The sequence below is a fragment of the Pseudomonas sp. SG-MS2 genome (assembly GCF_009933855.1).
Taxonomy (GTDB): Bacteria; Pseudomonadota; Gammaproteobacteria; order Pseudomonadales; family Pseudomonadaceae; genus Aquipseudomonas; species Aquipseudomonas putida_E.
Map to the genome: position 1 here is coordinate 24,089 of NZ_MOMO01000158.1, position 22,106 is coordinate 46,194.

At 62.7% G+C, this 22,106-nt stretch carries 18 protein-coding genes; 8 read left to right on the forward strand and 10 right to left on the reverse strand.

The features are described from left to right. Positions 1-33: 33 nt before the first annotated feature. Entirely contained in the window at positions 34-249 is a 216-nt protein-coding gene (gene rmf / locus BLX42_RS13140; RefSeq protein WP_003248687.1) for a ribosome modulation factor, read from the forward strand. A gap of 97 nt (positions 250-346) precedes the next feature. Here rmf and BLX42_RS13145 read toward each other — a convergent pair whose 3' ends face one another. Further along, on the reverse strand, positions 347-1,372 hold the full coding sequence (locus BLX42_RS13145) for a quinone-dependent dihydroorotate dehydrogenase (RefSeq protein WP_115275426.1): 1,026 nt from the start codon (positions 1,370-1,372) through the stop codon (positions 347-349). A 128-nt stretch (positions 1,373-1,500) separates the two neighbouring features. On the opposite strand from BLX42_RS13145, the gene BLX42_RS13150 reads away from it, so the two are divergent. From BLX42_RS13150 to cobA, 5 genes are all read left to right on the forward strand, one after another. After that, positions 1,501-2,703 (forward strand): CmpA/NrtA family ABC transporter substrate-binding protein, encoded by a 1,203-nt coding sequence (locus BLX42_RS13150; RefSeq protein ID WP_161871934.1) that lies wholly within the window; start codon positions 1,501-1,503, stop codon positions 2,701-2,703. Between the two features lie 11 nt (positions 2,704-2,714). Continuing rightward, entirely contained in the window at positions 2,715-3,290 is a 576-nt protein-coding gene (locus BLX42_RS13155) for an ANTAR domain-containing response regulator (protein WP_039602393.1), read from the forward strand. Positions 3,291-3,455: 165 nt separating this feature from the next. Next, positions 3,456-4,667: a NarK/NasA family nitrate transporter gene (locus tag BLX42_RS13160; RefSeq protein ID WP_161871935.1), complete on the forward strand. Its 1,212-nt coding sequence runs from the start codon at positions 3,456-3,458 to the stop codon at positions 4,665-4,667. 9 nt (positions 4,668-4,676) lie between these two features. Then, positions 4,677-6,344 carry a bifunctional protein-serine/threonine kinase/phosphatase gene (locus tag BLX42_RS13165; RefSeq protein ID WP_046786494.1) on the forward strand — a complete coding sequence of 556 codons (1,668 nt, stop codon included), beginning with the start codon at positions 4,677-4,679 and terminating at the stop codon, positions 6,342-6,344. 27 nt (positions 6,345-6,371) lie between these two features. Continuing rightward, a complete protein-coding gene (cobA, locus tag BLX42_RS13170; protein WP_115275428.1) occupies positions 6,372-7,112 on the forward strand; it encodes a uroporphyrinogen-III C-methyltransferase in 741 nt (246 codons plus the stop codon). A gap of 97 nt (positions 7,113-7,209) precedes the next feature. Here cobA and BLX42_RS13175 read toward each other — a convergent pair whose 3' ends face one another. The 8 genes from BLX42_RS13175 to ppsA form a co-directional block, all read right to left on the reverse strand. Continuing rightward, positions 7,210-8,247 carry an OmpA family protein gene (locus BLX42_RS13175; protein ID WP_046786495.1) on the reverse strand — a complete coding sequence of 346 codons (1,038 nt, stop codon included), beginning with the start codon at positions 8,245-8,247 and terminating at the stop codon, positions 7,210-7,212. 110 nt (positions 8,248-8,357) lie between these two features. Next, complete coding sequence (sigX, locus tag BLX42_RS13180; RefSeq protein ID WP_039603739.1) at positions 8,358-8,924, reverse strand: RNA polymerase sigma factor SigX; 567 nt, start codon at positions 8,922-8,924, stop codon at positions 8,358-8,360. 113 nt (positions 8,925-9,037) lie between these two features. Next, positions 9,038-9,862 (reverse strand): mechanosensitive ion channel domain-containing protein, encoded by an 825-nt coding sequence (locus BLX42_RS13185; protein ID WP_012313513.1) that lies wholly within the window; start codon positions 9,860-9,862, stop codon positions 9,038-9,040. Positions 9,863-9,864: 2 nt separating this feature from the next. After that, a complete protein-coding gene (locus BLX42_RS13190) occupies positions 9,865-10,128 on the reverse strand; it encodes a CrfX protein (protein ID WP_115275429.1) in 264 nt (87 codons plus the stop codon). A 112-nt stretch (positions 10,129-10,240) separates the two neighbouring features. Beyond that, on the reverse strand, positions 10,241-11,236 hold the full coding sequence (locus BLX42_RS13195) for a zinc transporter ZntB (RefSeq protein WP_046786497.1): 996 nt from the start codon (positions 11,234-11,236) through the stop codon (positions 10,241-10,243). A gap of 27 nt (positions 11,237-11,263) precedes the next feature. Further along, the gene (gene rraA, locus BLX42_RS13200; RefSeq protein WP_012313510.1) at positions 11,264-11,755 is read right to left on the reverse strand and encodes a ribonuclease E activity regulator RraA; all 492 of its coding nucleotides are present in this window, start codon (positions 11,753-11,755) and stop codon (positions 11,264-11,266) included. A gap of 139 nt (positions 11,756-11,894) precedes the next feature. After that, positions 11,895-12,887, reverse strand: coding sequence for an alpha/beta fold hydrolase (locus tag BLX42_RS13205; protein ID WP_196997735.1), 993 nt, complete (start codon positions 12,885-12,887; stop codon positions 11,895-11,897). A gap of 101 nt (positions 12,888-12,988) precedes the next feature. Further along, complete coding sequence (ppsA, locus tag BLX42_RS13210; RefSeq protein WP_161871936.1) at positions 12,989-15,364, reverse strand: phosphoenolpyruvate synthase; 2,376 nt, start codon at positions 15,362-15,364, stop codon at positions 12,989-12,991. A 175-nt stretch (positions 15,365-15,539) separates the two neighbouring features. Here ppsA and BLX42_RS13215 point away from each other — a divergent pair, with 175 nt between their 5' ends. Further along, the gene (locus tag BLX42_RS13215; protein ID WP_012313507.1) at positions 15,540-16,358 is read left to right on the forward strand and encodes a pyruvate, water dikinase regulatory protein; all 819 of its coding nucleotides are present in this window, start codon (positions 15,540-15,542) and stop codon (positions 16,356-16,358) included. A 210-nt stretch (positions 16,359-16,568) separates the two neighbouring features. Here BLX42_RS13215 and BLX42_RS13220 read toward each other — a convergent pair whose 3' ends face one another. After that, positions 16,569-21,434 (reverse strand): NAD-glutamate dehydrogenase, encoded by a 4,866-nt coding sequence (locus tag BLX42_RS13220; protein WP_161871937.1) that lies wholly within the window; start codon positions 21,432-21,434, stop codon positions 16,569-16,571. Positions 21,435-21,683: 249 nt separating this feature from the next. On the opposite strand from BLX42_RS13220, the gene BLX42_RS13225 reads away from it, so the two are divergent. Beyond that, complete coding sequence (locus BLX42_RS13225; RefSeq protein WP_161871938.1) at positions 21,684-22,037, forward strand: hypothetical protein; 354 nt, start codon at positions 21,684-21,686, stop codon at positions 22,035-22,037. Positions 22,038-22,106: the final 69 nt, after the last annotated feature.

Sequence of the window (22,106 nt, forward strand, 5' to 3'; positions counted from 1 at the left end):
GACATTACAGTCAACAAGTGAGGGCAACACCCTATGAGAAGACTTAAGCGTGATCCGTTGGAAAGAGCATATTCACGTGGCTACCAATATGGGGTCACCGGCAAATCCCGCGAACTTTGCCCCTTCAATCTTCCTTCTGTTCGCCAAGCCTGGATCAACGGCTGGCGTGAAGGTCGCGGTGATAACTGGGACGGAATGACTGGCACCGCTGGCATCCATAGACTCAACGAAAATCACGCCGTTGGCTGAACGAGGACACTGAATTCGAGTCACCATGCACGCCCCATCCGGGCGGCGGGCTAAGGCCCAGGGGCCCCTTGACGGGGCCCTTTTTTATGCCTGCGTGTCATGCCCGCGGCATTGCGGCGATCGCGTCCACTGCCTCACGGATCAGCGCCGGCCCTTTATAGATGAAGCCTGAGTAGATCTGCACCAGGCTCGCGCCAGCGGCAATCTTCTCTGCGGCATGCCGGCCTTCGGTGATACCCCCAGCAGCAATAATCGGCATCTTGCCGCCCAGCTCGGCCGACAGCACCTTGACGATATGGGTGCTCTTTGCCAGTACCGGTGCACCGGAAAGGCCGCCCGCCTCCCCCCCATACGGCAGGTTTTCCACACCTTCACGGCCCATGGTGGTGTTGGTAGCGATCACCGCATCCATGCCCGATTCCATCAGCGTTGCCGCCACCAGCGCAGTTTCTTCATCACTCATGTCCGGCGCGATCTTGATCGCCAGCGGCACACGCTTGCCATGCTCGCCGGCCAGCTGTTCGCGGCGCTCGGCCAGGGCATCGAGCAGCTGCTTGAGCGAATCGCCGAACTGCAGGCTGCGAAGGCCTGGGGTATTGGGCGAGCTGATGTTCACGGTGATGTAGCTGGCGTGGCCATAGACCTTGTTCAGGCAGATCAGGTAATCGTCGACCGCGCGCTCTACCGGGGTGTCGAAGTTCTTGCCGATGTTGATGCCCAGCACACCGTCATAACGCGCGGCGCGCACCCGCTCGAGCAAGTGATCGACGCCCAGGTTGTTGAAGCCCATGCGGTTGATGATTGCCGTGGCCTCTGGCAGGCGGAACAAGCGCGGCTTCGGGTTGCCCGGCTGCGCTCGCGGGGTCACGGTGCCGATCTCGACAAAACCGAAGCCCAGCTGGGCAAAGCCATCGATGGCCGCGCCATTCTTGTCCAGGCCTGCCGCCAGGCCGACCGGATTGGCGAAGTTCAAGCCCATCACCGACACCGGCAATGCCGCCGGCTGCTTGCACAGCGCGCCGTTGAGCCCGAGGCGGCCACCGGCGCCGATCAGGTCCAGGGACAGGTCATGGGAGGTTTCCGGGGAAAGCTTGAACAGCAGCTGGCGGGCCAGGGTATACATGGGCGGGCAAGGCTCAGGGGTGAGTGAGGTTGCGATTATAGCCAGCGTGCGGCCGGCATGACAGCGCCTTGGCACATGCGTTGCTACATCGCCTGCACACAGCCTATTCAGTACAGGCGAGGATCTACGTGAATACATCACCCCTGGCATGGGTCAACGGCAGCGATGCGCCAGAAAAACCCAGCCTCGATATCGGTTTCATGGCCCTGACCGATTGTGCTTCGGTTGTGGTAGCGGCCACCCAGGGCTTCGCCCAGCAACACGGCCTGACACTCAACCTCAAACGCCAGGGCTCATGGGCCGGCCTGCGCGACAAACTGGCCAGCGGTGAACTGGATGCCGCTCATTGCCTTTATGGCCTGGTCTATGCCGTGCACCTGGGCATCGGCGGGGTGCCGGCCAGCGACATGGCGGTGCTCATGGGGCTGAACCAGAATGCCCAGGCCATCAACCTCTCCCCCGCCCTTCAGCGCAAGGCTGTGACCACACCTGAAGCACTGGCACGCCACGTGCACCAGCAGGGTGCAAAACTGACCTTCGCCCAGACATTCCCCACTGGCACCCATGCCATGTGGCTGTATTACTGGCTGGCGAGCCAAGGCATTCACCCCCTGCACGACGTCAATAGCGTGGTGGTGCCACCGGCGCAAATGATGGCGCACATCCAGGCTGGCCGGATCGATGGCTTCTGCGTCGGCGAACCCTGGGCAGGCGCCGCCGTAGCGCAGGGCCAGGGCTTTACCTTGGCTACCAGCCAGTCGATCTGGCCCGACCACCCGGAAAAGGTCCTGGCCTGCGCCCGCACCTTTGCCGAGCAGTACCCAAACAGCGCCCGGGCGCTGGTCAAAGCGATCCTCGCCGCCAGCCGCTTCATCGAACAAAGCCAGGAAAATCGCCACGGCACCGCGCAACTGCTCAGCGGCAGCGCCTACCTGGATACGCCCATTGAAAACATCGAACCGCGGCTGCTCGGGGTGTATCAGGACGGCCTTGGCAACCACTGGCAGGACCATCATGCCCTGCGCCTGTTCGATCAGGGGCGGGCCAATGTGCCTTACCTGTCCGACGGCATGTGGTTCATGACCCAGTTCCGTCGCTGGGGGCTGCTGCGCGATGATCCCGACTACCTCGGCGTGGCGCGCCAGGTCCAGCAGTTGGCGCTTTACCAAGAAGCCGCCGATGCGCTGGGCGTGGCTTGCCCTGGCACGTCCATGCGCAGCAGCCTGCTGATCGACGGTATCCGCTGGGATGGCAGCGACCCATACGGCTACGCCCGCAGCTTCAGCCTGCACGCCTTGGGCGATACGCCCGATGCCCGTATCGGTCTGTGAGGGTCACCAACATGCTGCGCATCCTGCTGATCGACGATACCCAGAACAAGCTCGGCCGCCTCAAGGCTGCACTGCGCGAAGCCGGCTTCGAGGTGATCGAGGCGCCAGACCTGACCATCGACCTGCCCGCCTGCGTCGAGATGGTGCACCCGGACGTGGTATTGATCGATACCGACTCACCCGACCGCGACGTGATGGAACAGGTGGTGATGGTGAGCCGCGACCAGCCGCGGCCGATCGTGCTGTTCACCGACGAGCATGACCCCGGGGTGATGCGCCAGGCGATCCAGGCCGGGGTCAGCGCGTACATCGTCGAGGGCATCCACGCCGCCCGCTTGCAGCCAATCCTGGACGTGGCCATGGCCCGCTTCGAGAGCGACCAGGCGCTCAAGGCCCAGCTGCAGGCCCGCGACCAGCAACTGGCCGAGCGCAAGCGCATCGAGCAGGCCAAAGGCCTGCTGATGAAAATGAAAGACTGCAACGAAGAACAGGCGTACACCCTGATGCGCCGGCAGGCCATGAGCCGCCAGCAGAAGCTGATCCAGGTGGCTGAGCAGATCATCGCCATGCACGAGATGCTGGGGTAAGCAGGCGACCGTACAATGTTGGCCCAGCTCTTGCTGAAGATATCGCACCGGTAGCCAACGGCGGTTGCCCACAAACCCCGACAAAGACGTCGCTCACCCCTCCATGCCAGTGGACCGGGTAGCGGCGTCTTTTCGTTTCCGTTGCATTGCCGAGTGAGGTGTTCGATGAGTACCAGCTTCTGGAAATCCGGGCATGTGCCCACGCTGTTCGCTGCGTTCCTGTATTTCGACCTGAGCTTCATGGTGTGGTACCTGCTCGGCCCGCTGGCCGTACAGATCGCCACCGACCTGCAACTGAGTGCACAGCAACGGGGCCTGATGGTCGCAACACCCATCCTCGCCGGTGCCGTGCTGCGTTTTGTCATGGGCCTGCTGGTCGACCGCCTCTCACCGAAAACCGCCGGGCTGATCGGCCAGGTCATCGTGATTGTCGCCCTGGCCTGTGCCTGGTACATGGGCGTGCACACCTACGAGCAAGCCCTGCTGCTCGGTGTGTTTCTCGGTGTTGCCGGCGCCTCGTTCGCCGTGTCGCTGCCGCTGGCCTCGCAATGGTATCCGCCGCAACACCAGGGCAAGGCGATGGGCATCGCTGGCGCGGGCAACTCGGGCACCGTCTTCGCCGCGTTGCTGGCCCCGGTGCTGGCCGCAGGCTTTGGCTGGAACAACGTGTTCGGTTTCGCCGTGATCCCGCTGCTGGTGACGGTCGTGGTGTTCGCCCTGCTCGCGCGCAATGCACCACAACGGCCCAAGCCAAAGGCCATGGCCGACTACCTCAAGGCGCTGGGTGATCGCGACAGCTGGTGGTTCATGTTCTTCTACAGCGTCACCTTCGGCGGCTTCATCGGCCTGGCCAGCGCCCTGCCCGGCTATTTCAGCGACCAGTACGGCCTCAGCCCGATCACGGCAGGCTACTACACCGCCGCCTGCGTGTTCGCCGGCAGCCTGATGCGCCCGCTGGGCGGCGCCCTGGCCGACCGTTTCGGCGGTATCCGCACCCTGCTTGGCATGTACAGCGTGGCCGCCATCTGCATCGCTGCCGTCGGCTTCAACCTGCCCAGCGCCACAGCGGCCCTGGCGTTGTTCGTCAGCGCCATGCTCGGCCTGGGCGCGGGCAACGGTGCGGTGTTCCAGCTGGTCCCCCAACGCTTCCGCCAGGAGATCGGCGTGATGACCGGGCTGATCGGCATGGCCGGCGGCATCGGCGGCTTCCTGCTGGCAGCCGGGCTCGGCACCATCAAGCAGCACACCGGTGACTACCAGATGGGCCTGTGGCTGTTTGCCAGCCTGGGCCTGCTGGCCTGGTTCGGGCTGCACGGGGTCAAGCAGCGCTGGCGCACCACCTGGGGTTCTGCAGCGGTCACCGCGGCGCGGGTCTGAGGCGAACCGATGAGCCTGCAACTGAGTTTCGCCCAGGCCAGCGCCACGGGGCCGCGCGAGGAGAACCAGGACGCCTTGCGCCTGGTCACCCCGGCGCCGGAGCTTGCCGCCAGCAAGGGTTACCTGTTCGCCCTTGCCGACGGCGTCAGCCAATGTGCTGACGGCGGCCTTGCAGCACGTGCCAGCTTGCAGGCCCTGGCCATGGATTACTACGCCACCCCCGCCACCTGGGGCGTGGCGCAGGCACTGGACCGCCTGCTGTCGGCACAGAACCGCTGGCTGCGCGCTCAGGGCAGCCAGCCGCTCCTGACCACGCTCAGCGCGCTGGTGCTGCGCGGGCGCCGCTTCACCCTGGCACACGTCGGCGACTGCCGCGCCTATCGCTGGCACGACGGCCGCCTGCAGTGCCTGAGTGAAGACCATGTGTGGGACCAACCCGGCATGCAGCATGTGCTCAAACGCGCACTGGGCCTGGACCAGCACCTGCTGGTGGACTACCTGGACGGTGAGCTGCAGCCCGGCGAGTGCTACCTGTTGCTCAGTGACGGCGTCTGGGCCAGCCTGGGTGACCAGCACATCCAGGCCGTACTGCGCGAGCAGCCCGACCTGCAACTGGCCGCCGATACACTGGTCGCCAGCGCCCACCACAATGGCAGCCAGGACAATGCCAGCGCCCTGCTGGTACGGGTCGAGCGCGTGGGCACCGCCAACCTTGGCGATACCCTGGTCCAACTGCAGCAATGGCCCTTACCCCGCGAACTGCGCGAAGGCCAGGCAATCGATGGCTGGCAGATCGAGGCGCGCCTGGCACAAAGCCGCCAATCGCTGTTGTACCGCGTGCGCGACAGCCAGGGCCAGCCGTGGCTACTGAAAACCTTGCCCGCAGAACGCGAACAAGAGCCGGGCGCTGCCCAGGCGCTGTTGCTTGAGGAATGGTTCCTGCGCCGCGTAGCCGGCCGCCATTTCCCCGAACTGCACGCCGCCAGCCAGCGCCAGCACCTGTATTACGTGATGCGCGAACACAGCGGCCGAACCCTAGCCGCCCAGCTGGCCGAGCAGGGCCCGTTGCCACTGGCACAGTGGCTGGAAGTGGCCCGCCAGTTACTGCAGGCCGTTGGTGTGCTGCACCGACGCAACCTGCTGCACCGTGACATCAAGCCCGACAACCTGCACCTGGGCGAAGACGGCCAACTGCGCCTGCTGGACTTCGGCCTGGCGTACTGCCCAGGGCTGTCCGAGGACCCGCGCCACGAACTCCCCGGCACGCCATCGTACATCGCCCCGGAAGCCTTCGACGGCCAGCCGCCGAGCCCGCGCCAAGACCTCTACGCAGTGGGTGTGACGCTCTACCACCTGTTGACCGGGCATTACCCCTATGGCGAGGTCGAAGCTTTCCAGCGCCCGCGCTTTGGCCAACCGGTCAATGCCGCGCGCTATCGCCCCGACTTGCCGGAATGGCTGCAACACAACCTGCAGCAAGCCGTGGCCACGGACCCGGCGCAGCGCTTCGAAACCGCTGAACAGTGGTTGCTGCTGCTCGAACGGGGTGACCGCCAGGCGCTCAACAGCCATCCACGTCCACTGCTTGAACGGGAGCCACTGAAGGTCTGGCGCACCCTGGCCCTGCTGTCCCTGCTGCTCAACCTGATACTGCTGTTCAGCCTGTTCAAGGGCTGAGCACGCCTTGCCGATGAGGAAACCCTGATGAATGCGAAAGTCTGGCTGGTCGGTGCCGGCCCTGGTGACCCCGAACTGCTCACCCTGAAAGCCGTGCGTGCGCTGCAACAGGCCCATGTAGTGATGATCGACGACCTGGTCAACCCGGCCGTGCTGGAACACTGCCCGCAGGCACGGGTGATCGCCGTGGGCAAACGGGGTGGCTGCCGCTCCACGCCCCAGGCGTTCATTCAGCGCCTGATGCTGCGCCACGCACGGCAGGGCCGCTGCGTTGTGCGGCTCAAAGGCGGCGACCCGTGCATTTTTGGCCGTGGCGGCGAGGAGGCCTTGTGGCTGCAAGGGCATGGCATCGAGGTGGAGGTGGTAAACGGTATTACTGCAGGCCTGGCAGGCGCGACCCAGTGTGGCATTTCGCTTACCTCACGCGGGATCAGCCGTGGCGTGACACTGGTGACCGCGCACACCCAGGATGACAGCGAGCTGAACTGGACGGCGCTGGCACAGGGTGGCACGACCCTGGTGGTGTACATGGGGGTAGCGAGGCTGGAGCAGATTCGCCAGGGCTTGCTGGACGGCGGCATGGCGCCGGGGATGCCGGTGGCGATGATCGAGAATGCGTCACTGCCCGGGCAACGCGAGTGCCGCAGCGACTTGCGGGGGATGCTGGAGGATGCGCGGGCGTTCGGCTTGCGCAGCCCGGCAATCCTGGTGATTGGCGAGGTGGCAGGGAACCTGGAGGCCCATCAGCGGATGGCGGCAGCCGGATGATGCGGTGTTCATCGGCTTAATGCCTTGCCTGGAAACTACATGCTCCAGACACGAAAAACCCGGCCGAGGCCGGGTTTTTCAGTGAAGCTTCAACCAATTACTTGGCTTGGGCTTCTACCTGAGCTTCAACGCGACGGTTGACAGCACGGCCTTCTTCGGTGGCGTTGTCGGCAACCGGACGGGTTTCGCCGTAGCCAACCGAGTCAACACGAGTCGACTCAACACCGTACTGCTGGGTCAGCACGTCTTTGACGGCGTTGGCACGACGCTCGGACAGCTTCTGGTTGTAAGCGTCTGGGCCCACGGAGTCAGTGTGACCTTCAACCACGGTGGTGGTCTGTGGGTACTGCTTCATGAAGTCAGCCAGGTTCTTGATGTCGCCGTAGCTGTTAGGCTTGACGACCGACTTGTCGAAGTCGAACTTGACGTCCAGCTCAACGCGAACGACTTCGGCAACAGCCGGGCAGCCATCAGCGTCAACGGTAACGTTGGCTGGGGTGTCCGGGCACTTGTCGACGTTGTCGCAAACGCCATCGTTGTCGCTGTCGGAGCAGACTTCAGCAACTGGAGCAGGAGCCGGGGCAACTTTGCCACCGCTGCCACCGAAGTTCAGACCCACACCAACGGACGGGCCCCACTCGGTGTTGCCGTTGTCGATGTTGTACATGGCTTCAACGCCGGCACGGGCGAAGAACATGTCGGTGATGTACCACTTGGCGCCAGCGCCAACGTTGGCGAAGGTGGAGTGGTCACGGCCGCTACGAGTGGCCTGGCCCAGGCTCTCGTGAGCGAAACCAGCGGAAACGTACGGACGCAGCGCGTCGCCTACGGTACCGAAGTGGTAGGTAGCGTCGAGCTTGGCTTTGGAACCTTTGATGTCTTTGTTGAAGACTTCGCCACGAGCGTTGTGGGTCTCGTTGTAGCCCAGGTCCAGGGAGACGTCGTCGGTCAGGAAGTAACCGAGGCGAACACCAGGGTTGGTGCCGTCGTTCTGGAAGTTGCGCTCGCTGTCGTAGTACTGCTTGGTCACGTTGCCTTCGATTTCGACAGCGCCTTGGCCTTGTGCCAGAACGCCGAACGAAGTAGCAGCAACGAGCGAGCCAATGGCCAAGCCCAAGGTGTTTTTCAATTTCATCCGTTAAATCCCCATCTGGTGATAGTTAAGCAGTCCCACCAAAATCCGGCGGACAACTCGACGGCAAGTCTAGCAGAACTTGCCGATTCGTTAGAGATATTCGCAAGGGGCTAAGTTTCATCCATACCTGCAAATTTCTCTCTAAGCTTGTCCAGCGCACGCTTGTAGCGCATTTTCGTTGCGCTCAGGCCCATGTGCATGATATCGGCGATCTCCTGAAATTCCAGTTCCGCAACAAATCGCAGCACCAGAATTTCCCGGTCGATCGGGTTCACGTACACAAGCCATTTGTCCAGGCCACCCTTTTCTTCGGGTTTGGGTGCCTTGTCTTCAGACGCCTCTTCAACAGGGTCAAGACTCAAGGCATCCATCAACCGACGTTTGCGGCGCTCCTTGCGGTACTGGGTAATGCACTCGTTATAGGTAATGCTGTAGAGCCAGGTCTTGAACTTGGATTTACCCTCGAAGTTCTTCAGACCGTAAAGCACCTTGAGCATCACCTCCTGACAGACATCGTCAGCATCCCGGTCGTTCCCCAAATAACGCGCGCACACGTTGAACAGGGTCCGCTGGTAGCGCCGCATGAGCTCTTCATAGGCGCGGGTAACGTGATACAGCTCCTCATGCGAACGCGCCACCAACTCCTCGTCGGTGAGCTCGCGCGGGTCGTAACGCATGGGCGGCGAATGAACTTTATTCAAAACGGATCTGGCCGACAGTCAGGTCAATGTCGCCGCTCGGCCACGTGGGCGGATTTCTGCGGCGGCATACATTAACAGCTTTTGGACAATTAGCGGCTATTGACGCGTTGCTCGAGCAGCACACGATTAGACAACGACACCAGTTCGCCATCATCGGTCAGCAACGTCGTCTTTACCGTGCCAATCTCCTCGATCTGCCCCTCGACCTCTCCAATCCGCACCTGCTGGCCGACCTGGTAAAGCTCACGCACATAGATACCAGCCAGAATCTGCCCGGCGATTTCGCGACTGCCGAGCCCCATCGCAAGCGCAACGGCCAGACCAACGGTAATCAGCCCGATCACGATCACGTGGTTGAGCAGGTCGGTCTTGACCTCGAGCTGGCTGATCGCCACCGAAATACTGATGATGATCACCAGGCCTTGGGTAATGCGCCCAAGGCCTGCGGAATACTCAAGGCCGATACCTTCGGCAGCGCCACGCACCAGGCCGTTGGCCACTTGCGCCAGCAGCACGCCAACCAGCAACACCAAGGCCGCACCAAATACCTTTGGCAGGTAGAGGGCAAGCATGTCGAGGGTTGCGGAGACGCGCTCGAGGCCTAGCGATTCGGCAGCAGAGACCAGGAAAATCAGCAGTACGAACCAATAGACGATCTTGCCGATCAAAGTCGAGATCGGCACCTGAATGCCGCCACGGCTGAGCATTTTGGTCAAGCCGGTACCGGCCATCAGGCGATCCAGACCAAACTTGGCCAGCAGCTTGGACAACAGCGTATCGAGCAGCTTGGCCACCACGAAACCGAGCAGCACCACGACCAGCGCGCCGAACAGGTTGGGGATGAAGTTCGCCACCTTGGTCCATAGGGCGGTCATGGCAGTGACCAGGCTCTGGGTCCAGAGATCGAGTTCCATATTCAATCGGCCTTATCAGCTTTGCTGCCGTCGGCAGCGTTACGGGCAGAAGTGCGGCGCACCGGCGCGACATGCGCCGAGCCATTGTTCACGGCGATCAGCAGCGCCTGGCTCCAGCGGCCAAGCAGGCTGAACAGGTCACCGGCGCCAACCTGGCGGTTGGCGGTTTTCAGCACGCGACCCAGGCACGCAGCGTCGTCACGGTCCTCACCGGACGGCGACGCGTTGAGCAGGTCACGCAGGGATTGTTCAAACGGATCGTGCATGTGCACCTCGCGCAATGTCAGTCAGAGACGAGAGCGACAGACGCCGGGTCACACTTCGGCTCATGTGGCGGCCGGCTTGCCAGCGACAAGGCCGGTACATTCCAATAAGCATTCAAACCCACCGCAGCCGTCGGAACAGCCACCACTGCCCCACCGCAAGCCCGAGCACGACAATACAGGCAAACAGGAAACCATAGGGGTTTTCCGCCCCCGGAATGCCGCCGACATTGATCCCCAGCAACCCGGTGACGAAGCTCATGGGCAGGAAAATGCAGGTAATGATGCCGAAGCGGTACATGGTCCGGTTCATCCGCTCGCTGCGCCGCCGGTCCTCGCTTTCCAGCACCAGCGCGGCCCGCTCACGGGCCAGCTCCAGCTCTTCCAGGTAGCGGATCAGGCTGTTGTTCAGCTCGTTCCAGTAGTCTGCGTCCGCATCGGCGAACCAGCTCCAGCGGCTGCGCGACAGCTGGGCATAGATCTCCCGCTGCGGGGCGAGAAAACGCCGCAGGCCGGCGGCTCGGCGACGAATCTGCTGCAAGCTGCCGTGCTCAGGGCTGTACCGTTCGTCGGATTCAACCTTTTCTTCCTCCAGATCGACCAGCTCCGACAGATCGTTGACCAAACCCTGCACTTTCTCGGTGAGCAATTCGCCCATCAGCAGCAGCAACTCGGACGCCGATCTGGGCCCCCTGCCCTCGTCCAGCAGACGGAGAATTTCGTCACTGGCGCGCAAAGGCCGCAAGCGCAGCGAAATGACCCGCCGTGCCTGGGCGAAAATACGTACCGATACCATGTCTTCGGGCTCGGCGCCCGGGTTGAGGTTCACCCCACGCAAGAACAACAGCAGCTGTTCATCGGCCAGCGGCAACAGGCGCGGACGGGTGTTTTCCTCCAGCAGCAGGTCGCAGGCGAACTCACTCAGGCCGCTCTCTTGCTGCAGCCAGGTACGGGTCTGGGGATGACTGCGATCCCAGTGCAGCCACAGGCTTTGCTGTGGCTGCAACTGCAGATCGTCCAGCTCGGTCCGGGGGATCGAGCGCGCGCCGCCTTTACCATCGAGCACCAGGGCGTGCACCAGCCCCCACTGCGCGTTGTCTTCCTCGAACATCAAAGCTCCATCAGCGCGTGCGGCGCATCACTGCGGCATTTCCAGCGGGCTTGGCGAGACGATCACACCATTGTTGTCGGCATACACATACTCGCCAGGGCGGAACGTCACGCCGGCGAAGGTCACAGCCACATTGAGGTCGCCGATACCGCGCTTGTCGGTCTTCATCGGATGGCTGGCCAGCGCCTGCACACCGACGCTGGTCTGGATCAGCACATCGACGTCACGCACGCAGCCATAGATCACCAGGCCTTCCCAGCCGTTCTTGGCAGCCTTTTCGGCAAGCATGTCACCGAGCAATGCACAGCGCAGCGAACCACCGCCATCGACCACCAGAACCTTGCCCTTGCCGTCGAGCTCAACCTGCTCTTTGACCCGCGAGTTGTCCTCGAAGCACTTGATGGTAACGATCTGGCCACCAAATGAATCGCGGCCACCGAAGTTGCTGAACATCGGTTCCAGCACCTGGACCAGGTCCGGGTAGGCGTCGCACAGGTCGGGCGTTACGTAATGCTGCATGGGAAGCTCCTGTCAGTCACAACGAAAGCGGGTGTCTGCCAAGGCTACACCGGGGAGGCAGTCGCAGTCATCCGGGACTGCTCGGTCATCTGTATTTCGCCTGTCGTAGCCCAAGCGGGCCACGACACCCAGCAGAAAATCAGCTGACCGTGACTGGCTCCGCAACCACGGTCGCCCCATGCACCGGCAGCAACGGCTGGCGCAACCAGCGTTGCACCAATGGCCACACCTGCGCCTGCGCCGCCTTGCTCACCAGCATGTCGACATGCCCGAACGCCTCGAAGCCTTCCTCGCGTCCCAGCCTGAGGAACTGCTTGCGCTCGCCACCCAACTGATCGAACAGCTTGCGACAAGCCCACACCGGGTCCTGGAAGTCTCCCGCGCCAGCCACTGCCAGCACCGGCACATCCACCTCGGCAAGCCCCGCCCACCAGTCACTGTCCTCGTCACCAAAACGGCCAAACAGGCCATGCCAACGCATGCTTTCCAGCGCCAGGCCTATCGGCTCATCCTCAGGCCCGCGCTTGAAGCGCGGGCCGGAAATCTGCCCCCAACGCCTGAGCAGCAGCTTTGCGCCCCAGGTCAGGGGTGGCACCTTCAACGGCCAGTACACCCGGCTGATCTGGGTACCGAAAAACGCGGCACTGGCGACCTGCCCGGACTGCAGAAAACCACCGCCAAGCGCTGCCGCCAAGGTGGTACCGCCAAGCGAATGGCCTATCCAGTGGGGGGCTGAACCGGACTGTTCTTCAACGAAGGCCGCGATCAGCGGCAAGTCATAGCGGGCATAGTCAGCGACGCGGTTGTGCCGCCACTTGTGGTTGCGCGGCGACAACCCGTGGCCACGCATTTCCGGGATCCAGACATCGAAGCCCGCACGTGCAAGGTAAGCCCCCAGGCCAATGCCCTTGGGCGAATACCAGAAACGCCGATTGGAGAAACTGCCATGCAGGAGAATAACCGGCACGCCTTGAGCGCCACCCTGGTCGGCCAGCCCCAGGCGGGTCACGGCCAGTTCGACGCTGGGGTCAGGGCTGTTGCCGGCCTTGATCCGGTAGACGTCTTCACTGAGATCACCGCGGCGCTCGGCACTGAGCAAGGCCACGGGGAATAGAACACTGCTGCTTTGCATAAGGTTGCTTGATGCACAAAAAAGGGCGGGATCCATCACTGGAACTCGCCCTGGAAAAAACCAGGCGGGGGCACGCCAGACGCGCCCCCGCATTTCATCTATCAGGCCGCGCCCTGGCCCTCGGCCAGGAAGAACCAGGTCTCGAGTACCGAGTCGGGGTTCAGCGACACGCTTTCGATGCCTTGCTCCATCAGCCACTTGGCGAGGTCCGGGTGGTCCGACGGGCCCTGGCCGCAAATACCGATGTACTTGCCAGCCTTGTTGCACGCCTGGATGGCATTGGCCAACAGCTTCTTCACCGCCGGGTTACGCTCGTCGAACAGGTGGGCGATGATACCCGAGTCGCGATCCAGGCCCAGGGTCAGCTGGGTGAGGTCGTTGGAACCGATGGAGAAGCCGTCGAAGTACTCGAGGAATTCTTCAGCCAGGATGGCGTTGGACGGCAGCTCGCACATCATGATCACACGCAGGCCATTGTCGCCACGGGCCAGGCCGTTTTCAGCCAGCAGGTCGACCACTTGGCTGGCTTCGCCCAAGGTGCGCACGAACGGCACCATGATCTCGACGTTGGTCAGGCCCATCTCGTTACGCACGCGCTTCAGTGCACGGCATTCGAGCTCGAAGCAGTCACGGAACGACTCGCTGATATAGCGCGAAGCACCGCGGAAGCCCAGCATCGGGTTTTCTTCTTCCGGCTCGTACAGTTTGCCGCCGATCAGGTTGGCGTACTCGTTGGACTTGAAGTCCGACAGGCGCACGATGACCTTTTTCGGGTAGAAGGCCGCCGCCAGGGTGCTGATGCCCTCGACCAGCTTCTCGACATAGAAGCCGACCGGGTCGTTGTAGCCGGCGATGCGCTTGTCGACGCTTTCTTTGAGCTCCGGCGGCAGGCCGGCGTAGTTCAGCAGCGCCTTGGGGTGCACGCCGATCATGCGGTTGATGATGAACTCAAGGCGCGCCAGGCCGACACCGGCGTTGGGCAGCTGGGCGAAATCGAAGGCGCGGTCCGGGTTGCCGACGTTCATCATGATCTTGAACGGCAGGTCGGGCATGGCATCGACCGAGTTCTGCTTGACGTCAAAGCCCAGTTCACCTTCAAAAATGAAGCCGGTATCGCCTTCGGCGCAGGACACGGTCACGCCCTGGCCATCCTTGAGCAGCTGGGTGGCGTTGCCACAACCTACCACTGCCGGAATACCCAGCTCGCGGGCGATGATCGCCGCGTGGCAGGTACGCCCACCGCGGTTGGTGACGATGGCGCTGGCGCGCTTCATCACCGGCTCCCAGTCCGGGTCGGTCATGTCGGAGACCAGCACGTCGCCCGGCTGCACCTTGTCCATCTCGGACACGTCCTTGATCACGCGGACCTTGCCCGCGCCGATGCGCTGGCCGATCGCGCGGCCTTCGACCAGTACGGTGCCCTTCTCCTTGAGCAGGTAACGCTCCATGACGTTGGCGCTGGCGCGGCTTTTCACGGTTTCAGGGCGGGCCTGCACGATGTAGAGCTTGCTGTCGTCACCGTCCTTGGCCCATTCGATGTCCATCGGGCGCTGGTAGTGCTGCTCGATGATCATGGCCTGCTTGGCCAGCTCGCTGACCTCGGCGTCGGTCAGGCAGAAGCGCGCACGTTCGGCACGGTCGACTTCGACGGTCTTGACCGAGCGACCGGCCTTGGCCTCGTCGCCGTAGATCATCTTGATCGCCTTGCTGCCCAGGTTGCGGCGCAGGATGGCCGGGCGGCCGGCCTGCAGGGTGTTCTTGTGTACGTAGAACTCGTCAGGGTTGACCGCACCCTGCACCACGGTTTCGCCCAGGCCGTAGGCACCGGTAATGAATACCACATCGCGGAAACCCGACTCGGTGTCGAGGGTGAACATGACACCGGCAGTGCCGGTTTCAGAGCGGACCATGCGCTGCACGCCGGCCGACAGGGCCACCAGCTTGTGGTCGAAGCCCTGGTGCACGCGGTAGGCGATGGCGCGGTCGTTGAACAGCGAGGCGAACACTTCCTTGGCCGCGCGGATCACGTTATCGACGCCACGGATGTTGAGGAAGGTTTCCTGCTGGCCGGCAAAAGAGGCATCCGGCAAGTCTTCAGCGGTGGCCGAGGAACGCACGGCGACGGCCATGTTGTCGTTGCCAGCGGCCATCTCGGCGAAGGCCGTACGGATTTCCGAATCCAGTCGAGCCGGGAACTCGGCCTCCATGACCCACTGGCGAATCTGCGCGCCGGTCTTGGTCAGGGCATTGATGTCATCGACATCCAGCGCGTCGAGCGCGGCGTGAATGCGGTCGTTCAGCCCGCTTTGCTCGAGAAAATCACGGTACGCCTGAGCCGTAGTGGCAAAGCCGCCCGGCACCGACACGCCGGCACCGGCGAGGTTACTGATCATCTCGCCCAGGGATGCGTTCTTGCCCCCCACATGCTCCACATCATGGACGCCGAGCTTATCGAGGGAAACTACGTACTCTACCAAGGTGATCTCTCCACTAACTGTATTGGAAAAGCTCAAGGGCGCCCGCCTGCCTTTTGACTGGGCCGGACGCTTGTGGCCTGTACCTGGAAAATAAGTGAGAATGCCGACAGCCGCATTCGGCAAACCGAACTTATCATATCCAAGAAACGTCATCAGCTTAAGGCCCAGATCGCAAATGAAACGAACCGCGTTCTTCATCTCCGATGGCACCGGCATCACTGCCGAAACCCTGGGCCAAAGCCTGCTCGCGCAATTCGATAGCATTCCGTTCAACAAATTCACCCGTCCTTACATCGACACGCCGGACAAGGCACGCACGATGGTGCAGCAAATCAATGCCGCCGCCGAGCGCGACGGCATGCGCCCGATCATCTTCGACACCATCGTCAATCAGGACATCCGTGAGATCCTGGCGACGTCGAACGGCTTCATGATCGACATCTTTTCGACGTTTTTATCCCCGCTCGAGCAGGAATTGACTGCCCATTCGTCGTATTCCGTCGGCAAGTCCCACTCCATTGGCGGTAATTCCAACTACATGGAGCGCATCGAGGCGGTGAATTTCGCGCTCGACAACGACGACGGCGCGCGCACCCATTATTACGACAAGGCCGACCTGATCCTGGTCGGCGTATCGCGTTGCGGCAAGACCCCGACCTGCCTGTACATGGCGATGCAGTTCGGCATTCGCGCGGCCAACTACCCGCTCACCGAAGACGACATGGAGCGCCTGCAGCTGCCGGCGGTGCTCAAGAAGCATCACAACAAGCTGTTCGGCCTGACCATCGACCCCGACCGCCTGACCGCCATCCGCCACGAGCGCAAGCCCAACAGCCGGTATTCGAGTTTTGCCCAGTGCGAGTTCGAGGTACGCGAGGTCGAGAGCCTGTTCCGGCGGGAGAACATCCCCAACATCAACTCCACGCATTTTTCGGTGGAGGAGATTTCGGCAAAAATCCTGGTGGAAAAAGGCGTGGAGCGGCGGTTCAAATAACACGCGGCCCCGTAGGAGCGGCCTTGTGTCGCGAATGGGGTGCGCAGCGCCCCCCACAATTCATGCATCAGGCTGATATTGCCGGGGCCGCTACGCGACCCTTTCGCGACACAAGACCGCTCCTACCTGGGGGCCGATCATCCGTAAGGCGGGCGCCCGCATGAAAAAGCCCCGGCATCACTGCCGGGGCTTTTTCATTTCAGCGACCGATCAGGACGGCACCGCCACCGCCTGCCCGCTCATCGCCAGGTCGACCAGCTCGCGGTTGGCCACCGCGTACATCGCATAGTCGGTACCCGTCGCATTGCGCAGGTCGTCGAGCATGGCACGCCAGCGCTCGACCATGACCCGATGTTGCTCGGCCCACAGCGCCACGCGGGCATCCATGTCTTGCGGGGCATCGCCCATCTGCAGCACCGAGATGGTGATGGCCCGTTGCTGCAGGTCGATATCGTCGCGGAACGCCTCGCGGGCCAGGGCCTGCCAGTTGTTCTCCACCGGCAGGTTGCTGATTTCCTGCAAGTACCAGGTCAAGTCCAGCGCACTGCCCACGGCGAAGAACGCCTTGGCCACCTGGGCCGGCTCATGCCCGGTCACGTCTGCCGCCTCGATGATCGGCAGCAACGTGTACAGGTGGCTGGTGCCTGCCACCATGCGTGCGAGCAACTCCGGCACGCCGGCATCGACGAAGCTCTGATAGCGGACCATCCAGCGTTCGCGGGTCGGGCCCTCCAGCAGTTCGTCGAGCTTGAGCCCCAACTGGGCGATTTTCGGCCCGAAGTGCGCGGTGTCGCGCCCGGCATCCTGCTCGTTGCGCCGGCTGCGCAGGAACCAGCGGGTCGCGCGGCGCCCCAGACGCATCAGCTCGTCCATCAGGGTCAGCTGGATTTCCGCTGGCACCTGGTAGTCCAACGCCTCTATCTGGCGGAACCAGTGCGGCAGATGGAAGATGTCACGCACGATCACATAGGCCCCGGCAACATTGGCCGGGCTCATGCCGGTCGACTCTTTCAGCCGCTGGACGAAGGTGATGCCCATGTTGTTGACCAGGTCGTTGGCGATCTGGGTACTGACGATCTCGCGCTTGAGGCGGTGGCGGCGCATGGCTTCGCCGAACTTGCTGACCAGCGACGGCGGGAAGGCGGTTTCCATGTCGCGGGTCAGGTAGTCATCGTCCGGCACCAGCGACTTGAGCAACTGCTCCTTGAGGTCGATCTTGCTGTAGGAAATCAGCACTGACAGCTCGGCACGGGTCAGGCCCTGGCCGGCCGCCAGGCGATCGGCCAACTGCTCCTCGGTCGGCAAGAACTCGATGGCACGGTCCAGCTTGCCACGGCTCTCGAGGTCGGCCATCAGGCGCTTGTACTCGGCGATCCGCTCGCGGGCGCGACGCGCCGCCAACGAAAGCGCCTGGGTCTGCTTGTAGTTGTTGCCAAGCACCAGCCCGCCCACTTCATCGGTCATGCTGCCAAGCAGCTGGTTGCGCTGCTTCTCGGTCATGTCGCCACCCTGCACCACTTCGTTGAGCAGGATCTTGATGTTGACCTCGTGGTCGGAGCAGTCCACCCCACCGGCGTTGTCGATGAAGTCGGTATTGGTGGCGCCGCCATTGAGGCCGAACTCGACACGGCCGAGCTGGGTCATGCCGAGGTTGCCGCCCTCGCCCACCACCTTGCAGCGCAGTTCGTTGCCGTTGACCCGCAACGCGTCATTGGCCTTGTCGCCGACATCGGCGTGGCTTTCGCTGCTGGCCTTGACGTAAGTACCGATGCCCCCGTTCCACAGCAGGTCTACCGGCGCCTTGAGCAATGCATGCAGCAGCTCGGTCGGTGTCAGCCGGTCGGCCTCGATGGCGAAGCGTTCCTTCATTTGCGGCGTGATGGCGATGCTCTTGGCACTGCGCGGGAAGATCCCGCCGCCTTCGGACATGATGCTGGTGTCGTAATCGCTCCAGGCCGAACGCGGCAAGTCGAACAGCCGCTGGCGCTCGGCGAAGCTGCTGGCCGGGTCCGGGTTCGGGTCGATGAAGATGTGCAGGTGGTTGAACGCCGCTACCAGTTGCAGCTTGTCGGACATCAGCAGGCCGTTGCCGAACACGTCACCGGCCATGTCACCGACGCCGATGACGGTGATCGGGTCCTGCTGCACATTGATGCCGCGCTCGCGGAAGTGGCGCTGCACGCCTACCCAGGCACCACGGGCGGTAATGCCCATCTTCTTGTGGTCGTAGCCGGCAGAGCCACCCGAGGCGAAGGCATCGCCCAGCCAGAAGCCGTAATCGATGGCGATGCCGTTGGCGATGTCGGAGAAGGTCGCGGTGCCCTTGTCGGCCGCCACCACCAGGTACGGGTCATCGTCATCGTGACGCACCACGTTGGCCGGTGGCACCACGCCGCCGTCCTTGAGGTTGTCGGTAATGTCGAGCAAGCCCGAGATGAAAATGCGGTAGCAGGCCACGCCTTCGGCGGCGATTTCGTCACGCGTGCCGCCCAGCGGCAAACGCCGTGGCAGGAAGCCGCCCTTGGCACCGACGGGCACGATCACCGAGTTCTTCACCTGCTGGGCTTTGACCAGCCCAAGCACCTCGGTACGGAAGTCCTCTTCACGGTCCGACCAGCGCAGGCCACCGCGTGCCACATTGCCGAAGCGCAGGTGCACACCCTCGACCCGTGGCGAATAGACGAAGATCTCGAACTTGGGTACCGGTTTGGGCAGCTCGGGGATCAGCTTGGGGTTGAACTTGAAGCTGAAGTACGACTTGCTCTGGCCGTTGGCATCAGGCTGGTAGAAGTTGGTGCGCAGGGTGGCCTTGATCAGGTCCAGGTAGCGGCGCAGGATGCGGTCCTCGTTGAGCACCTGGACATCGTCCAGGGCGCTGAGGATGGCTTGTTCCAGGCGTTGCTGCTTGTCGTCCAGGTCATCGGCAGTGAGCTTGCGCGCCAGGTAGAAGCGGGTCTTGAACAACCGGGTCAGCTCACGGGCGATGTCGGTGTGGTTGTTCAGCGTGCTGGCGATGTAGCCAAGGTCGAAGCCCAGGCGGATCTGCTTGAGGTAGCGGGCATAGGCGCGCAGCAGCGCCACGTCGCGCCATGGCAGGCCGGCGGTGAGCACCAGGCGGTTGAACGCGTCATTCTCGGCATCGCCCTGGACGATATGGATGAACGCGTCCTGGAGCACGTCGTTGAGTTGCTGGATGTCCAGGCTCAAGCCTTCGCTGTAAGTGAAGGCGAAATCGTGGATCCAGTATTCACGACCACTGGCGTGGCGCAAGCGATAGGGGAACTCGCCCAGCACACGCAGGCCAAGGTTTTCCAGGATCGGCAGCACGTCCGACAACGCCAATGGCGTGTCCGCGTGGTACAGCTTGCAGTGCAGCAAGCGTTCGCCCAGACGCGTCAGCGGCTGGTAGAAGCTCATCGCCAGCGGCTTGCTTTCGGACAAGGCCAGCACATGTTGCAGGTCGACCACCGCCGAATGGGCGGCAAAGCGCTCACGGTAGCCGGCCGGGAAACCTTTGGGGAAATCGGCGAGAATATTGGTGCCCTGGGCTTCACCGAAGTTCTCCACCACCAGCGCGGCGTAGTCGTCATGCCACGAGCGGCAGGCCTGGATCACTTCGTTTTCCAGTTGCTGCGGGTCGATGGCGATACGGTTCTTCGGATCGACGCGCAAAATCAGCTGCACGCGTGCCAGCACCGATTCGGAGAAGAACGTCCAGAACTCGCAGTCGCTGGCCTTCAGGCGCTCCATCAGCACCTGCTGGATCTTCTGCCGCACTTCGGTGGAATAGATTTCCCGTGGCACGTAGGCCAGGCAATAGCAGAAGCGCCCGTACGGGTCCTTGCGCAGGAACACACGGATCTTGTTGCGCTCCTGGATCTGCACGATCGACATCACCGTGCTGAACAGCTCGTCGACCGGGGTCTGGAACAGATCGTCGCGTGGCAGCACTTCGAGTACCTGGGCCAGTTCCTTGCCCAGGTGTGCCTTGGCGTCGAAGCCGGAGCGGCGCTCGACCTCGGCGACCTTGACCCGGATGTATGGAATGGCGTGCACGCTCTCGCCGTACACCGACGAGGTGTAAAGGCCCATGAAGCGGTGTTCCTTGAGCACCTTGCCATCGGCGTCCAGCTGGCGGATCGAGACGTAATCCGGGTAGGCCGGGCGGTGGACCCGGCTGGGCAGTGCAGCCTTGGCGAACGACAACAGCAGCGGCTCTGCAAGGTAAGCCACCGCGTAGTCTTCGATACGCAGCTCTTCAGGCGTCAGGCCCACACGCAGGCGGCGCGGCAAGCCCAGGAACGACTGCTCGTCGTAGACCATCTGGCCGCCGGCGCTGTCGGCCTGCACGGTGAATTCTTCATAACCGAGGAAGGTGAAGTGGTTGTCCAGCAGCCACTCGAGGAACGCCTTGACCTCACCCTTTTCGTGGTGCGCTGGCGCAAACGCGGTTTGCTCCACCTGCGCCATGACTTCCTGCAGCTTGGCTTTCATCGGCTCGAAATCGGCCACCGCCACCCGCACCTCGGCCAGCACCTGCTCGATTTCGCGGGTGAGCACCGTCAATTCGGCAGCGTTGGCGCAGCGGTCGATCTCCAGGTACATCAGCGATTCATGGCACACACCCTCGCCCTGGGTACCCTTGGGCAGCAGCTCGAGCAGATTGCCCTTGGCGTCACGACGCACGCTCAGCACCGTGGTCTGCAGCGTGTGAATGCTATAGCCGCGGCGGTTGAGCTCGGTACGTACCGAATCCACCAAGAACGGCAGGTCATCGTGCAGCACCTCGACCACGGTGTGGGTCGACTGCCAGCCATTGCGCTCGTAATCGGGGTTGTACACCCGCACCTGCGGATGCGCGGGGTCGAAGCGCTCGATGATGCGCCAGGCGGAAAGGGTACAGCCGGCCAGGTCCGACAGCCTGCGCTGGGTGAGTTCGTCCATGGAAATGATGCCGAAGAACTGTTCGGCGAACAGCGCCACTTGTGGCAGTGACTGCTCGCTGATGTGCTGCGCCAGGGCCGCTTGCAGTTGATGCTGGAAGTCGGCTTTGCTGGCTGCGGTGAAGAACGCCATCTGTGGTACTCCGCTTGGGCTTTGTAATAATTGAAGCGTCGCGTACATCCGACGATCACGGATCAACGATAGCCAACCCGTGGCAAGCCGGACGGTAATGTTCAGGGCTCGCGGAAGCTTAACGACTGATCGGTCATTACCGCTTGCAGCGCTGCGACAATTTCGGTCAAGGGGGGGAAACTTTACGTTTATCGATGCCCCCAAGGCTGTCAGAATTCACTTTCGTTTCCATTGACCCGAGCCGCCTTCATGCAAATCAACACCGCCCTGCTGTTCGCCACCCCTTGCGATGACGAGGAAGACAACATGGCGACCTTGTGCTGCCACAGCGACAAGGGGCAGATGTTCCTGCTCACCCGCTACCCGGATGAGGACACCGTGGACCTGACCCTGGACGATGAACCGTCGACGCTCGATGGCCTGAAGGTGACCCTGAGCGCAAAGCGCCTGCTGATCGAAGTGGCGGCCGGGGATCGAGATGCGTTGAAGGGTGACGAAACGCTGGAGATCGTGCTGACATCGACAGGGACTGACCTGGAAGAGGTCGAACTGACCTTGCGCAACATTCTGGAGGGGACTGGGACCTTCGTCAGCGAGCTTTGATAGCCAATGTGCGCGTCGGCCCCCGGCGCGTGTCGGCGCATCGAAGCGCCCTTGATATCTTCAGCCCAT